The sequence below is a fragment of the Candidatus Tisiphia endosymbiont of Stenodema calcarata genome (assembly GCF_964030695.1).
Taxonomy (GTDB): domain Bacteria; phylum Pseudomonadota; class Alphaproteobacteria; order Rickettsiales; family Rickettsiaceae; genus Tisiphia.
Genome location: NZ_OZ034911.1, coordinates 281,473 through 297,469, shown reverse-complemented (window position 1 = coordinate 297,469; position 15,997 = coordinate 281,473). Strand labels below are relative to the sequence as shown.

At 33.2% G+C, this 15,997-nt stretch carries 13 protein-coding genes; 4 read left to right on the top strand and 9 right to left on the bottom strand.

Features of this window, described 5'->3' with window-relative positions:
* Positions 1-130 precede the first annotated feature (130 nt).
* From ACQH1W_RS01410 to rpsU, 3 genes are all read right to left on the bottom strand, one after another.
* Positions 131-472, bottom strand: coding sequence for a hypothetical protein (locus ACQH1W_RS01410; protein WP_425361088.1), 342 nt, complete (start codon positions 470-472; stop codon positions 131-133).
* 352 nt (positions 473-824) lie between these two features.
* Entirely contained in the window at positions 825-2,042 is a 1,218-nt protein-coding gene (locus ACQH1W_RS01405; protein WP_375332429.1) for a hypothetical protein, read from the bottom strand.
* Positions 2,043-2,344: 302 nt separating this feature from the next.
* Entirely contained in the window at positions 2,345-2,545 is a 201-nt protein-coding gene (rpsU, locus tag ACQH1W_RS01400) for a 30S ribosomal protein S21 (RefSeq protein ID WP_341748434.1), read from the bottom strand.
* 110 nt (positions 2,546-2,655) lie between these two features.
* Between rpsU and ACQH1W_RS01395 the strand changes: the two genes are divergently transcribed.
* From ACQH1W_RS01395 to ACQH1W_RS01380, 4 genes are read left to right on the top strand one after another with little or no spacing between them, the layout of a single operon-like run.
* Positions 2,656-3,414, top strand: coding sequence for a COQ9 family protein (locus ACQH1W_RS01395; RefSeq protein ID WP_341762423.1), 759 nt, complete (start codon positions 2,656-2,658; stop codon positions 3,412-3,414).
* A gap of 16 nt (positions 3,415-3,430) precedes the next feature.
* Positions 3,431-6,601 carry an isoleucine--tRNA ligase gene (ileS, locus tag ACQH1W_RS01390; protein WP_425361087.1) on the top strand — a complete coding sequence of 1,057 codons (3,171 nt, stop codon included), beginning with the start codon at positions 3,431-3,433 and terminating at the stop codon, positions 6,599-6,601.
* Positions 6,602-6,627: 26 nt separating this feature from the next.
* Positions 6,628-6,759 (top strand): hypothetical protein, encoded by a 132-nt coding sequence (locus ACQH1W_RS01385; RefSeq protein WP_341762425.1) that lies wholly within the window; start codon positions 6,628-6,630, stop codon positions 6,757-6,759.
* Entirely contained in the window at positions 6,752-7,660 is a 909-nt protein-coding gene (locus ACQH1W_RS01380) for an Rpn family recombination-promoting nuclease/putative transposase (RefSeq protein WP_375332431.1), read from the top strand. Before ACQH1W_RS01385 ends, ACQH1W_RS01380 begins: the two co-directional genes overlap by 8 nt.
* 214 nt (positions 7,661-7,874) lie before the next feature.
* Here the strand turns inward: ACQH1W_RS01380 and ACQH1W_RS01375 are convergent, their stop codons facing one another.
* The 6 genes from ACQH1W_RS01375 to ACQH1W_RS01350 all read right to left on the bottom strand — a co-directional run bounded on the left by ACQH1W_RS01375 (position 7,875) and on the right by ACQH1W_RS01350 (position 15,945).
* Entirely contained in the window at positions 7,875-9,638 is a 1,764-nt protein-coding gene (locus ACQH1W_RS01375) for a PHA/PHB synthase family protein (protein ID WP_425361086.1), read from the bottom strand.
* A gap of 367 nt (positions 9,639-10,005) precedes the next feature.
* The gene (locus ACQH1W_RS01370; RefSeq protein WP_425361085.1) at positions 10,006-11,490 is read right to left on the bottom strand and encodes a UbiD family decarboxylase; all 1,485 of its coding nucleotides are present in this window, start codon (positions 11,488-11,490) and stop codon (positions 10,006-10,008) included.
* Positions 11,487-12,569 (bottom strand): LptF/LptG family permease, encoded by a 1,083-nt coding sequence (locus ACQH1W_RS01365; RefSeq protein WP_375332435.1) that lies wholly within the window; start codon positions 12,567-12,569, stop codon positions 11,487-11,489. Before ACQH1W_RS01365 ends, ACQH1W_RS01370 begins: the two co-directional genes overlap by 4 nt.
* Positions 12,570-12,686: 117 nt before the next feature.
* Positions 12,687-13,772 carry a tRNA guanosine(34) transglycosylase Tgt gene (gene tgt, locus ACQH1W_RS01360; protein ID WP_341760811.1) on the bottom strand — a complete coding sequence of 362 codons (1,086 nt, stop codon included), beginning with the start codon at positions 13,770-13,772 and terminating at the stop codon, positions 12,687-12,689.
* A 2-nt stretch (positions 13,773-13,774) separates the two neighbouring features.
* Positions 13,775-14,959, bottom strand: a complete 1,185-nt coding sequence (locus ACQH1W_RS01355; protein WP_425361084.1) for an acetyl-CoA C-acetyltransferase — start codon at positions 14,957-14,959, stop codon at positions 13,775-13,777.
* Positions 14,956-15,945, bottom strand: coding sequence for an alpha/beta fold hydrolase (locus tag ACQH1W_RS01350; protein ID WP_375332438.1), 990 nt, complete (start codon positions 15,943-15,945; stop codon positions 14,956-14,958). The genes ACQH1W_RS01355 and ACQH1W_RS01350 overlap by 4 nt, the downstream gene beginning before the upstream one ends.
* Positions 15,946-15,997: the final 52 nt, after the last annotated feature.

Sequence of the window (15,997 nt, the reverse complement as noted above, 5' to 3'; positions counted from 1 at the left end):
TTATCTTCGCTAAGTAATTCATTTCCTGCAAGAAATTTATCAAATGCCTCTTTGTGTTCAATGCTCCTATGAGAAGTATCTTTTCCATCTCCATGTAAAAACTGCTCAAACTCTCGACATAGCTCAAGATTTAATACAATTCATATTGCTGCTTGATCAGTTCTAACTCTAAATCTATAAATTCATTTTGTTCTTGAACTGCTTTTTTTATTTCGTCTGCTGATTGAGCAGCTAGGTGTCCTTTTATTTTTTCCTGCTGTTTCCAAAGTTCTCCCAACAATTCTGATGCATCCTTATCTTGTTCCTGCAAATTCTCTCTTAGAGTATCTAATGCTGTTTGCTTCTCTCGGATATCTCTTTGTAGCACTTTGAGGTCTTTATTAGCTTCTTCAAATATACCCTGCTCAGTTTTCATCTTTTCTTGAAGTTGTTTTATTGCGGATAAAGCTTCTTCTGATTCTGGTAATGACATTTTATTTACCCATAGTTTAAATTATCTAAATTAATATTATAAAAATTAGAGTATAACTATAACTTCAAAAGTTGTTAAAAACAACTTTTAGAAGTAAAATCTCTAGATTATTGGAAATTCTTTATGTTAATTTCGTGGATTTATAAGAATTATTGCTAAAGCAAGAACCCCTCAACTGTTGAAAGTTTACAAATACCTATACCACAACGTCATTGCGAGCTTAAATGAAGCAATCTAGGAAACAATCTATAGATAAATGATGTTACTGGATTGCTTCGTCGACCTACGGTCTCCTCGCAATGACGTATAAAGAAGCTGTATTTACTAACTTTCAACAGTTGTAGGGGTAACATCAGGGCAGTTTAATAACCTTTGGTATACTAACTGTACGAGTATGCCACAAAGTATATATGCCCTTAGCTATATTCTCACTAGCAGAATAATACTTAACTCGCATATTATTAGGTATATTAGGTAAATGAAGATGCATATTCTCATCAATAATTGACACTCTTCCTTCATTAAACTCGTTTTTTATATGTCTTTTATGGGTTTCGTTCATTGTGGAGTTATAATACACCGTAACAGTTTTAGCAGGTAACATATCTACGGTTTCCGAGACCATAGAAGTAGACTCACCTGGTACTATAATCAAACTATGCTTGTTATATAAAACAGCTCCAAGAATAGCCTTATACATACTTGGTTGTCCTTTCTTAAAGTCAAATAATTTAAAGGGTACTCGATTTTCTTGTAAAACCCTTTGGAAACTTGAGGTCACCGTATCCATTATACTATCTTTTTCATGTACACTAAGTTCTTTATTGTTTTGGCAATCATATTTTCCTGTACGTGGACCATTGGATACTAATACGAAATAATTATTTTTTAATGCAAGATTACTAACATAATTGGCTAACTTCTCTGCTTCTTTATTTGTGTAGCAATGATATGTACCATTTTCCGGTACATCCCCTGCTAAAATCACTGCTAAATATTTATCAAAGGAAGAAAACATTGATTTAAATGCAGCATATTCTGATTCAATATCAGAGACCTGCATATTATGAGCCACCCCATTAGTAGTAAGTAGTATAGTGTTCACACCAGTAAGCTTACCAGTAAGTTTAGTATTCTGCTTATCTAATGCATGACTAGGCAATGCCATTATGTCTGCACCCAAAAAATTATCACGTTTTTCTTGGACAAGTTGCTTGTGTGATAAAGTGCCATTATCTAATAGTTGGTGAGAAAGATGTACTGCGATAATATTTTTTGCCAGTTCAGGATCTGACTTTAATTTAGTTATTGATTCTATGCCGTAATAACCAACTGAAACTATAATGGCAAGATTTTTGTTACTGCTAATTTGACCCTTAATTTGATCCTTAACGGTTTCTAATTGAGATTTATCGTATTCCTCAACATTCAGCGTAACAGACTTGCTTTTAAAGTATTTCTCGCTTTCTCTTGCTACTCCTAGCAATTGACTACGATCCCCAACAAAAGCTTTATCGCTTATGATATACAAATTAGCACTCTTTGTTTCAGCTGCGTGAGTGTGCATCATAAAAGATGATATTATTAAAACTATAAAAAAAATGTAGCAAAAATATGGTCTAATAATCATAATATCTCAAATTTAGAATTGTGTCATCACCCAAATGTTATTGCTGAGGAGTTGATCAACCATTATCTATTAACAAGGAGCTACTTTAGTAGCAACGAAACAATCCAAGAGATTAGGCATAGGTAAGCCAATATATTGGATTGCTTCGTCGACCTTAGGTCTCCTCGCAATGACGGTTAAGGAGAAACTTGATTATCGAGTTAAACTGCCCTACTTCGCAGATATAATAGTTTTAAGCTCGATTAACCTTCCATTAGTTGTTTACGAGCAACTTTTCTTTTTCTTCTTTCTGTTTCTTGATCTTTACGAACACGTTTTACTGAAGGAGGTTCATAGAAACGCGACATTTTCATTGAACGGAACACAAGCTCTCTTTGCATTTTTCTTTTCAAATTTTTAATTGCTTGCTCACCATTCCCAGCATGAACGTTTACTAGTATCACTTTTAATTACCCCCTATTTAGCATAAATTAGACTATTGAATGATAGTAACATTATCTATATACTAAGCTTATATGTCAAGATTAAAAGATGCATTTAACGACTATTTTTTATGACTACTTACGAAAAATATCATAGTTTGAAAGTACAATTTGTACAAGTTCTAGCAAAACTGCTAATCTTTGATGAGTGGAATAATAAATTATTGGCAGATGCGGAAAAGGAATGTGGTTTTGTTAAGGGGTATTGTCATATAATTTTTCCAAATGGTCTAAGGGAAATAGTTGATTTTTTTGAAAGCTGGCAAGACCAAAAAATGCTTGAGTTATTATCTCAGCAAGAAACCCCAGCTAAAATAAGGGATAAAATTGATTTAGCCTTAAAAGTTAGAATAAAAAATTGTACACCTAAACTTGTATACTCAAATGATTTGGAGAATGGGGACAATAAACAAGGGGTGAACGGACTAGGCGTACATGAAGTACGTGAGTACGCGAATACCCCGCAAGTATTTGCAAAAACCAATTCTTCAAAGCAGAAGAGTATACATTTGAAGAATCGTACTTATTTTACCACACCATCAAACACTCTATTTGCTACAAAAATAGCCTTTCGTACCTGCGATTTAATTTGGCGTTATGCAGGAGATACATCTATAGATCATAATTATTATACTAAGAGAAGTTTGTTATTTAGCGTTTATATAAGTTCGATACTCTATTACATTCAAGACGAGTCAGAAAATAATATAGATACCGATAAATATATTACCAAGTCTTTATCTAGTATCATAACTATGTTCTCTAAATGTAAGAATATTTTTAAATTACCAAATCCCGTCGATATACCAATTATTCGACTATTTTTATAATAATCAAGATTACAACATGACTAATAAATACTACCCAGATATCCAATCTAATGCCGATTTTCCAACGATTGAAAAAAAGATTTTAGCTTATTGGCAGAAGAATAATATTTTCCAAAAAACGATAGATGCTAGACCATCAATAAATAATGGACAAAATAACGAATTCATCTTTTATGATGGTCCACCCTTTGCTAATGGTCTACCACATTATGGTCATCTGCTAACTGGCTTTATCAAAGATGTTTATGCACGCTATCAAACTAGTAAAGGCAAAAGAGTCGAGCGACGCTTTGGGTGGGATTGTCATGGACTCCCTGCCGAAATGCAAGCAGAGAAGGAATTAAGTATTTCTGGTAGAACGACCATTATCAATTTTGGTATTGATAAATTTAACGAGCATTGTAGATCATCGGTCATGAAATATGCTAATCAGTGGCAGGAATATGTTAATCGACAAGCACGATGGGTGGATTTTACCAATTCCTATAAAACCATGGATAAAGCTTTTATGGAATCTGTGCTGTGGGCTTTCAAAGAATTATATAACAAAGGACTGCTATATGAATCAATGAGAGTAATGCCTTATTCTTGGGCATGTGAAACGCCTTTATCTAATTTTGAAACAAGGCTAGATAATGCATATAGAGAACGAACTGATAAGGCAGTTACGGTAAGTTTTGTACTTGAGGATAAATTACCAAATTCTGTACAATATAACGAGTACAGAATGCTGGCATGGACTACGACGCCATGGACTTTGCCAGCTAATTTAGCATTAGCTATTGGACCTGATATTGAATATGCTTTAGTACCAAATGGTCAGGTTTGTTATATTTTGGCTAAATTTGCTTTGGCTAAATATAAAAAAGAGTTAGGACTTAGTGATGAAAAAAATTATGATATAATTGAAGGTAAGTACCTATTAAATCTCACTTACAAGCCATTATTCAATTATTTTGCCAATCATCCAAGTAGCTTTAAAGTACTTTCCGGAGATTTTGTTGTTGAGGGAGACGGCACTGGTATCGTTCATATGGCTCCAGGTTTCGGTGAGGAAGACCAAATTCTTTGTGCAGCCCATGGTATAGAACTAGTTTGTCCGGTAGATAGTAGCGGGAAATACACCAAAGAAATTTTTGACTTGGCTGGTATGCAAGTATTTGATGCTAATGATCAAATTATTATTAAGCTAAAAAATCAGGGTAATTGGCTTAAAACCGAGCAATATATTCATAATTATCCCCATTGTTGGCGTACTGACACCCCTCTTATATACAAAGCCGTTCCTTCTTGGTATGTAAAAGTTACCGAATTTAAAGACAGAATGGTCCTATTAAATCAACAAATTAACTGGATACCCTTGCATGTCAAGGATAATTTATTTGGCAAATGGCTAGAAAATGCTAGGGATTGGTCAATTAGCCGCAATAGATTTTGGGGTACACCGCTACCTGTATGGAAATCAGATAATCCGGCTTATCCTAGGATTGATGTGTATGGATCAATAGAGGAGTTAGAAAAAGATTTTGGGATTACAGTTACCGATTTACATAGGCCTTTTATTGATCAACTAACTAGAAAAAATCCGGATGATCCAACCGGTAAATCAATGATGGTTAGAGTAGAAGATGTCTTTGATTGCTGGTTTGAAAGCGGCTCTATGCCTTATGGGCAAGTACATTATCCATTTGAAAATAAAGAGTGGTTTGAAAAGCATTTTCCTGCCGATTTTATAGTAGAATATTCAGCACAAACACGCGGTTGGTTCTATACTTTAATGGTACTGTCAACAGCCCTTTTTGACCAACCACCTTTTTTAAATTGTATTTGCCATGGGGTTATATTAGACAGCACCGGGCAAAAATTATCAAAGCGTCTTAATAATTATGCTGATCCGCTAGAATTATTTGATAAATATGGTTCTGATGCTCTAAGAGTTACCATGCTCTCTTCCAATGTAGTCAAAGGTCAGGAACTGCTGATCGACAAAGACGGTAAAATGGTTTATGAGAGCTTACGTTTATTTATCAAGCCCATTTGGAATGCTTACCATTTCTTTACTCTGTATGCTAATAGCGATCAGATAAAAGCGGAAAGCAACTTTAATTCTCAAAATGTGCTAGATCGTTATATCTTATCAAAACTAAAAATATCAGTAGAAAAAATCCAGTATGGGCTAGATAATTTTGATACTCAAATAGCTTATAATAATGTCGGCAATTTTTTTGAAGTATTAAATAATTGGTATATTAGAAGAAGTAGGAATCGTTTTTGGAAAATTGAAAAAGATCAAGATAAAGAAAATGCTTATAATACCTTATATAGTTGTCTTGAAATAATGTCTATTGCTCAATCTAGTTTACTACCATTAATTTCTGAGGAAATTTATTTAGGACTTACAAGGCTAGAAAAGCAAGGAGGCAGTGTTCATTTAGCGGATTTTCCTAAACTTGATATGATAGAAGTCGATTATGATTTAGTCAGCATCATGGATCAAGTATTAGATATTTGTAGTAATGCTTTATTCATTAGAAGTAACGAAAATATCCGGGTTCGGCAACCACTTAGCAGTTTAACGATCATTAGTAAAAATAATGAATTACTAGTAAAATTTGAAGAATTAATTAAAGATGAGATTAATGTTAAAAAGGTAATTTATAAAGATGATGTAGAAAATCATGCTGATTACAAATTATCTATTAACTTCCCTAATTTAGGAAAACGTCTACCTCATAAAGTCAAGGATATCATAATAGCTTCTAAAAACCATCAGTGGCAACTGATGAATGAGCATCTAGTAATAGCGGGAGAAACATTAAATCAAGGTGAGTTCTCTCTAGTTTTAGAACCTAAAAATGTTAAAGGTACAAAGTCTTTAGCTAATAATCATGGACTAATATTACTGGATTTAGAAATAACAAAAGAACTATACGAAGAAGGTATTGCAAGAGATTTAGTACGCTTTATTCAACAAACGAGAAAAGATGCCAATTTTGCCATGAATGATAGAATCTTCCTAGAAGTCATAGGCAAACCGGATGTTATGCAAATAGTTGAGCAACATAGTACATTCATTCTTGAGCAAACCTTAAGTGAATTTGCTAGCGATTTCACGCTAGAATATATGACTAATGTTGAATTAAATTCAGACATAATAACTATAAGGGTAGCAAGAGTTTCTAAGTAACCTCAAATATAGTCAATTCAGGAGAATTGGATAGCAAGAACGATGGAGCGAAGCCTATAGATAATAGGAGAGTGATCGAAGACGACGTCACTAAATTCTCATCAATGAACTATATAAAACTTGTAAGATTTGTTAAAATAGGTAAGGAAAATGGCTGAACGCTTAAAGCATGATCAAATCTTTCGTAAAGCTATGGAAAATCCACTAGTAGCACATGAATTTTTTGATGCCCATTTACCTAAACATATTAAGGATTTAGTAGATTTCACTAGCCTAGAAATGGACAATACAACTTTTGTTGAACCAAATTTAAGAGATACTATCTCAGACGTGTTGTTTTATACTAAATTTGGTAAGCAAGATGGTTATCTGTACCTGCTCGTCGAGCATCAAAGCAGCCCTGATCATTTCATGGCTTTCCGTCTCTTCAAATATATGATGAATATTTGTGACAGATATTTAACTGAGAATCCTAAAACCAAAACTTTACCGTTAGTCTATCCGTTAATATTTTTTAACGGCACAAGAAAATATAATGTGTCTCGTAATTTGTGGAGTTTATTTGACAATAGTAAATTAGTTAGGGATATTTGGGCAAATGATTATCAACTAGTAAATGTGCATGATATTGCTGATGAGGAACTGAAAAAAAGAGTGTGGTCAGGTATTCTTGAATTTTTTATGAAACATATAAAAAAACGTAATCTATTAAAGAAATGGCAGGAAATAGCCAATATTTTACCTGAATTGACCAAAGTGACTATCGGCTATAACTATATTGAAATGATTCTTTCTTACACTTTGACAAAAATAGATCAATCGGATAGAATAGAGTTAGAAAAATTATTAACAAGTAAGTTAAATCAGGAAACAGGTACAAAGCTTATGGGTAGTTTGGCACAACATTGGGAACAAATAGGTGAAGCTAGAGGTGAAGCTAGAGGTAAAGCTAGATTAGTAAAAACGATGATAAAAAGTGGTAGTTCTATTGAAGAAATCTCTAGAATGACAAAATTATCTATTACCAAAATTAGAGAGCTATTAAAAATAAATACTTAAAGCAGCTTCCTTAATTATGACGACCTGATTTTGAAATGACACTGGCTTGCTTTCATCAGCAACAAGCGGCTTAAATTAACTGACTTTAAAAATACAGTCTAGCTTGATTTAATTGACTCTCAAAATTTCTTGGCTCACATTAATTGATTCTATATTTTCATCGGCTCACTTTATTTAGCTCTATCAAGTTGAGATTAGGTAAAAAAGTTAGAGGTTATATTCTTTTATGAACATATTTGCCGGGGGCAAGTTCGATGGATTTTAAACTACCATAATCTATTGATTTTATTAACTCACCACTATTATCTTCTAACCAAGTAAGCCAGTAAGACCACCATGATCCTTGATGCTCGTCAGCATTAATAAACCATGATTCACTAGTAGAGGCTATGTCTTTATTAGTTTTATAATTATATTTAGACGTTGCAGGAGGATTAACCACACCTGCAACATGTCCAGAACTTGTAAGACAAAAGGTTTTGTTACCTTTTAATAGTTTTAATCCTTCATACACCGATCGCCACGGAGCTATATGATCGTCATTTGCAGCAAGGAAAAAAGAATTACAGTCAATCTTGCTCAAATCAACTGGCGTACCAAATAATGATAAGTTACTCGGTTCTTTCAATAAATTATTTAGATACATATTACGTAAGTAATAGCTATACATATTAGTTGGTAAATTCGTTGGATCAGCATTCCAATATAATAAGTCAAATGCTATTGGAGTTTGACCAAGCAGATAGTTATTAACAAAAAACGACCATACTAAATCATTAGCTCTTAGCAAACTAAAGCTATTCGACAAATAACGACCATCAAAATATCCTTTAGAATTCATTTCTTGTTCGATCATGGCAATCGATGACTCATTGACAAAAATACTTACTTCCCCAGGATTTTTAAAGTCTAAAAGGGCAGTAATAAAGCTGACACTATTAATATAATTTAAATTATTTGCCTTCAGATAAGCAATGGCAGTCGCAAGAAAAGTTCCACCAATACAATAACCAATAGCATTAATATGGTTATATCCAAACTGCATTATATATTCACAAGCTTCTAAAACTCCTTCTTTTACATAGTCCTCAAAACTTTTATCAGCTAGAGTTTCATCGGGATTAACCCAAGAAACCATATATACTTGAAAATTATGTTCGACAAGAAACGCTACCATTGAATTATGTTCAGATAGATCAAGTATATAGTATTTATTAATACAGGGTGGAATTATAAGTAATGGTATTGCCCGTGTTTTTTGCTTAGGTTCATAACATATTAACTGTATTAATTGATTCTGAAAAACAATTTTTCCTTTAGTAGTAGCTATATTTTTGCCAAGTAAAAAAGCATTATTATCGGTAGTTTTTATATTGAATATATCACTAGAATTTCTTATATCTGCAAGAAAGTTTTCTAAGCCTTGAACAAGATTTTGACCACCTGTTTCCAAAATTTTACTAAGAACTATCGGGTTGCCAAAAGCAAAATTTGACGGAGAGAAGGCATTAATAAATTGATGCGTCATAAATGCCAAATGTTGTTTAAGGTCAGGTGCTAGTTCATATTGTTCGATATTATCCTGTAACCATTCTGAAGACATTAAATAGAATTGCTTAACAAAATCAAAATACGCATTATCATGCCAAGCTAAATCCTTAAACCTTCTATCTTTACTATTTGGTGAAAAAAGAGGAGTGGTTGATTTCCCTACAAATTTCTCTACTGAATTTATGACAAGATTCTGAAATTTCTCAACGTACTGAATATTTAGCTGCCAAAATTTTTCAGGATTTTTTATAAATTGTTCACTTAAGCTTGATAATATAACTTTATTTTTATCCATATCAATAAGAGATTCAGGGATCATATTCCCCCTACCCTGCATAAGACAAAGTATTATCTCTTGGTATTTATCACTAACTTTTTTTATATTTTTGATTATTTCATCACTAGAAATATTATCAATTATACCCAATTCCAATTCTTCAAGTCATTTGAGTATATAATATATACTATAAATTTCTAACACTAAGTGTTTTAAGAAAAAATTATTTAATAAGTCAATAGACTTCTTTCGAAACTCGCTTATGTGCAAGGGTGTGGAGCACAACTGTTGAAAGTTAAAAAATCGTCATTGCGAGGAGCTGTGCAAAGCACAGCGACGCGGCAATCCAAGATACGCGAAGCGTTACTCTAAAAAAACAGCTTCGCTGTTTACCTGGATCGCCACGGCGTCTGTCAAAGCCTCGCGATGACGATTTTTAACTTTCAACAGTTGTGCTACGGTCTCCTCGCTAATAGACGTATTTTTTAATAATTCTAAAAAACTTGATTATCGAGTTTCAAGTAGACATACCAAGCATATCCCAAATTTTATCAATCTTTTCCACAACTTCGCTAGTCATTTCTATTTTCTTACCCCAAACTCTATTAGTTTCTGGGGCTATTTTATTAGTTGCATCTATTCCCATTTTACTACCAAGGCTAGACACAGGTGAGGCAAAGTCAAGATAATCTATTGGTGAATTATCGATAAAAGTAGTATCCCTAGAAGGATCTACCCTAGTCGATATTGCCCAAACCACTTCCTTCCAGTCACGAATATCTATATCATCATCTACCACAATAATAAATTTTGTATACATGAATTGTCTTAAAAATGACCAAATCCCCATCATTATTCTTTTTGCATGACCTGCATAAGCCTTACGAATAGATACCACAGCAACTCTGTAAGAACAACCTTCAGGTGGCAACCAAAAATCAACAATCTCTGGAAATTGCTGTTGAATTATCGGAATAAACATTGCATTTAATGCTTCACCAAGTATAGATGGCTCATCTGGGGGTTTACCAGTATAAGTACTTAAATATATAGGTTGCTTTTTCATAGTAATAGTCTTAACATTAAATACTGGAAAATATTCAACGTCATTATAGTAACCTGTATGATCGCCAAATGGTCCTTCTAGTAGATATTCCTCAAAACTTACATGCCCTTCAATCACAATTTCACTATGAGCTGGCACTTTCATATCTATACTGACGCAATTTACCAGTTCAATTGACTTACCTCTTAATAATCCAGCAAAATTATACTCAGACATATTATCGGGCAGCGGCATAACAGCAGCCATAGTTACAGCAGGGCTTGTCCCAATAACCACTGCAGCAGGAAAAGGTTCAATCTTTGCTGATTGCCAACGCTTATGTTGTTGTGCTCCACCTCGCATTTTAAGCCAGCGCATAATAAGTTTGTTACGCTCTACTACTTGCATTCGGTATATACCAAGGTTAAAATTATCTATTTTTTCTAAGCTAGGTCCTTTTGTAACAACTATTGACCAAGTAAGTAGCGGTGAAATATCAAGAGGCCAGCAGGTTTGTATCGGCAATATATTAACATCAGGATCATTAATTATCACTTCTTGACAAGGAGCTTTTGACAAAATCTTGGGTGACATAGCCAATATTCTTTTGGCGAGTGGCCACATAGCAAAGGTTTCTTTAAAGGAAGAAGGTAGTTCTGGTGCTTTAAGAAAAGCTAGCAATTCACCAAATTTCCTCAACTCTTCTGTATTTTTTAAACCAAGTCCTAAGGCAATCCGCCGCGTGCTGGCATATAAATTGGTTAAAACTGGCATATCAGACTTAGTCCCATCATCTCTAATAACATTTTCAAACAAAAGAGCCGGACCATCTTTTATTAAAACTCTTCTACTGATTTCTGTTATTTCAAGGTTAGATGATACAGGATAAGATATACGATTTAAGAGACCATTTTGCTCTAAAATTTTTAGGAATTGTGGTAAATCTTGAAAACTCATATAATTTTACGAAAATATAAATACAGGCTTAAAATAATAGCGATAATAATGTTAGCATAACAAGCAAAGATAAAATTTAAATCTTTAGAAGCAAGATTTTGTAATACAAAGTGTAAATATGTGATAATTATTGCAGAAAGTGCCGTAATTAAAATCTGCCTTAGACTAGATTTTTTATTATAAGACTGTCTTAAAAAAACCGACAATGTTAGAAAAACAAGTACAAAATTATACATTGGCCAAATCAACCTTTGGTGTCCCTCAGCAACTAATTTAATCTTCCTCTGCTTCGATAGATTATTGCTGGGTTTTAATAATTCATGAATATAATATTCATTGATTTCTCGACTATACTCTTCCTTTACCAATCTTTTAGCATCATTACTGACTAATTCTACTGTTAGAACATCAAATGATAAATTAGTTAAATTACCATTATAGTCATATACCTGCCTAACCCCATCTTTTAGCTGAACAAACGAAGAGTTATTATATATTTTAAATATCCCCGATCTAGAAAATAAAATTGCATGATTATCATGTTTACGATTATCAAAAAGGATTAAATCTTTCATAGTACCATCAGCCAATCTTTTATCAAAATAAACTGTGATATCTTTAGAAATTGTATTAAATGTCTTCTCATCTAGTAGAGTGGATGCATAATTATTTCTCAGGAAGTTAAGATCTGATTTAAGCTTTGCATAAGATAATGGCAATAAACTAGTCGAAATATAATAAGCAAATAACGTAACTGTCAAGGCTACAATCAATGCTGGACTAGCTAGTTGTATATTACTTAATCCCAAATTTTGTAGAATAATTATTTGACGCCTCTCACTTAAAGCATTATAAGTATAAATAATAGTGATAATAGTTGCAAAAGGTAGCAAAATAAATAACAAAGATGGAATAACTAAAATAATTAAATTTAAGAAATCCTGAGCTTTTATTCCTTTATCAATTAAGTATAAAAACTTTAATATCTGAGTAATCCATACAAGGCTAGTGATCGAGAAAATAATTATCACCAAGGATGGTACAATATTTCTTATTATATAACGTTTATATATTAACATTCTGTAATCAATCTATTGTCTTTCAAACTATTTGGCTATTTTATACTATTTATTATTTATTTACAGCTGCTAATTGATATTTTCTTATAAAGATATACTTGAAATTGTCTTTTATAACTAATTTTCAAAATCAAAGTCTTTCCCTTGTTGAATATATTGCCTTATTCTTGACATTAATTCTTGGAAATACACCAAATTATGCCACGTCATAAGTACCGCCCCTAGAATCTCTTTTACCTTTACCAAATGATGTAAGTAAGCTTTATTATAATTTTTACATGCTGGGCATGGACAATCATATTCTAGCGGTTCATGATCACTACTATACTTACTATTGCGAATATTCACTATACCATATTTAGTAAAAGCTTGACCATTCCGACCCGAGCGGGTTGGAATAACACAATCAAACATATCTATTCCCCTTGCAACCGCACCAATAATATCAGCTGGTTTACCAACCCCCATAAGATATCTTGGCTTATATTTAGGTAACAAATCCGGAGCATAGTCTAACACATTGAACATCAGTTCTTGCCCCTCACCTACTGCTAGACCTCCAATAGCATACCCTTCAAAATCTAATTCTACCAAATTCTGTGCTGACTGAACACGTAACTCCTGATATATACTCCCCTGTACAATACCAAATTGACCATAACCTTCTCTTTGAACGAAGGCTTTTCTTGACCTCTCTCCCCATCTAGATGTCAATTCCATAGATGATTTTGCTTGCTCAAATGTTGCAGGATATGGGGTACATTCATCAAACGCCATAGTAATAGTGCTATCAAGAAGATATTGTATCTCAGTTGCACGTTCGGGAGTTAACATATGCTTACTACCATCAATATGAGAGTTAAAAATTACACCTTCTTCGGTAATTTTACGTAATTTCGATAGGGACATGACCTGAAAACCACCTGAGTCAGTAAGTACAGGCTTTGACCAGTTCATAAATTTACGCAAGCCCCCAAGCTGAGCAATTCTTTCAGCAGTTGGTTGCAGCATTAAGTGATAAGTATTACCAAGTACTATATCAGCTCCGGTAGACTCCACTGCTTCGGGTAACATGGCTTTTACCGTACCTTTCGTACCGACTGGCATAAAAGCTGGGGTACGTATCTGACCGTGCCTAGTAGTAATAACACCAGTTCTTGCTTTTTTATGTTGAAATTTTAAGTCAAATGAAAATTTTTGCATTATTAATTTACCTTTTCAATACACATAGCTATCCCCATCCCTCCACCTATACAAAGTGTTGCTAGCCCTTTTTTCGCGTTAATTTTTTGCATTTGATTAATTAATGTTACCAAGATTCTTGCCCCACTTGCTCCTATTGGATGACCAAGAGCAATAGCCCCTCCGTTCATATTGACTTTATTAATATCCCAATTCATCTGTTGATTTACATAAATAGCTTGAGCGGCAAAAGCTTCATTAGCTTCTATTATGTCCAAATCTTCTACTTTCCAACCAGCTTTATCCAAAGCCTTCTTCGATGCTGGTATTGGACCTGTTCCCATAATATTTGGATCTACCCCTACTTCAGCATATGATACAATTCTCACAAGAGGTTTTAGATTATATCTCTTTAATGCTTCTTCAGATACTACCATTAAACAAGCTGCACCATCATTAATAGAAGAAGCATTACCAGCTGTTACAGTACCTTCTTTGTCAAAAGCTGGACGTAGTTTAGCTAGAACTTCTAATTTAATATCAGCTCTAATTCCCTCATCTTGATCAAACACTAATGTCGCTTTTTGCATCTTAACTTCTACTGGTAAGATCTCGTCTTTAAAACGACCTTCTGCTTGTGCTTCACGTGCTTTTTGGTGTGATTTTAGTGCAAACTCATCTTGCATTTCTCTAGTAATATTAAATCTTTTAGATATATTTTCAGCGGTAATTCCCATTAAATTATTAGAAAATACATCGGTCAAACCGTCATACTGCATCAAATCTACCATTTGTGTGCTACCTAACTTATGGCCAGCACGAATATACGATCCATGTAAACCCAAAGACATATTTTCTTGCCCGCCAGCTATCACAATCTCATTATCACCTGCAATAATGCTACTTGCTGCTAAACATACCGTTTTTAACCCTGATCCACATACTTTATTAACTGTGAAACCTGTAACTTCTTTAGGTAATCCAGCTTGGATTAGAGCTTGCCTAGCAGGATTTTGTCCTACGCCACCAGTGATTACCTGTCCCATTATTACTTCATTAATAATAGCTGGATCTAGTTTACTATCTTTTAAAATTGATTCTATAATGATAGCTGCAAGTTTGGTTGCCGGGATTGATCCTAGGCTTCCTAGCAGAGATCCTACTGCTGTTCTGTTTGCATGAGTTATATAAACTGTCTTTTTACTCATCGAATATACTCCTTAAATAAGGTATCTAAATTATTATTAATCAAATAGCTAATATGACCACTTGGTACTTCGAAGATCATAGATTCTCTAAATAATTTGTGTAAGGATAACATAGATGATTTTGGTACTATTTTGTCATTACTTGCAATTATTTGATATACTGGTTTATTTATTAATGTCGGATCAATGATGATATTATTGACTTTCCATTGAAGTTTTGCAAGCATATTATTGCCTACTACATCATCCATAATTTGTATATATGTATTTCTAGACAAAGCAGTTCCAGACATCAACCAATTTTCTACTCTAAAAGATAAATCTCTTATTTTTGGTACAGTTATGGTAAAAAATTTATCAAGTTTTGTACTGAAATAATTTGGCATTAATAGGAAAAAAAGAATCTGAATATGTAGTTTGGGAATCATTGGCAAATTTCGTACATAATAATCTAGACCAAGATATTGGTATATATTCCTTGCTGTAGCAAAATGGGAGAAATCCCAAGGGGTTGAAAGTAATGTTAATGTTCTTATCATGTTTGGTACTATTATAGTGGCTGCCATTCCTATAATACCACCGATGCAGTGTCCCACTAAGTCTATTTGATAATTTTTTTGTCTTAAATTGCTAATAATTTCAACTACCCTCTTTACGTAGTCTTCTAACAAATAATCAGCTTCATCAACTTCAAACCAATCAACTAGAAACACCTCACCACAATGTCTTAAGTTACCAACAAAGCTTTTTGATTTAGCTAAGAAAAGAATTTCCGGGGAGTTAAAGATCGAAGGAATAACTAAAAATATTCTTTTATTACTAATAATGCAATCTTGCGATGCCAGTGTTTTATAATATAAAATTTGATAATATTTTGTTTTAGTTATTTTTTTACCCAAGGAACAATACTTATTACCCAATAAATATTTTGATGAATAATCACTATATTGATCAAAATATTTTTGATATTTGTCATTGTCCAACATATTTTTTTATACACTAATAATTACTAGGAAGAACCAATTTAAAGACCAATAT

What these genes read in the sequence shown, in the direction of transcription:
- ACQH1W_RS01410 (WP_425361088.1), bottom strand. Translation starts at nt 472, where the DNA reads ATGTCATTACCAGAATCAGAAGAAGCTTTATCCGCAATAAAACAACTT.
- ACQH1W_RS01405 (WP_375332429.1), bottom strand. Translation starts at nt 2,042, where the DNA reads ATGATGCACACTCACGCAGCTGAAACAAAGAGTGCTAATTTGTATATC.
- ACQH1W_RS01395 (WP_341762423.1), top strand. Translation starts at nt 2,656, where the DNA reads ATGACTACTTACGAAAAATATCATAGTTTGAAAGTACAATTTGTACAA.
- ileS (WP_425361087.1), top strand. Translation starts at nt 3,431, where the DNA reads ATGACTAATAAATACTACCCAGATATCCAATCTAATGCCGATTTTCCA.
- ACQH1W_RS01380 (WP_375332431.1), top strand. Translation starts at nt 6,752, where the DNA reads ATGGCTGAACGCTTAAAGCATGATCAAATCTTTCGTAAAGCTATGGAA.
- ACQH1W_RS01370 (WP_425361085.1), bottom strand. Translation starts at nt 11,490, where the DNA reads ATGAGTTTTCAAGATTTACCACAATTCCTAAAAATTTTAGAGCAAAAT.
- ACQH1W_RS01365 (WP_375332435.1), bottom strand. Translation starts at nt 12,569, where the DNA reads ATGTTAATATATAAACGTTATATAATAAGAAATATTGTACCATCCTTG.
- tgt (WP_341760811.1), bottom strand. Translation starts at nt 13,772, where the DNA reads ATGCAAAAATTTTCATTTGACTTAAAATTTCAACATAAAAAAGCAAGA.
- ACQH1W_RS01355 (WP_425361084.1), bottom strand. Translation starts at nt 14,959, where the DNA reads ATGAGTAAAAAGACAGTTTATATAACTCATGCAAACAGAACAGCAGTA.
- ACQH1W_RS01350 (WP_375332438.1), bottom strand. Translation starts at nt 15,945, where the DNA reads ATGTTGGACAATGACAAATATCAAAAATATTTTGATCAATATAGTGAT.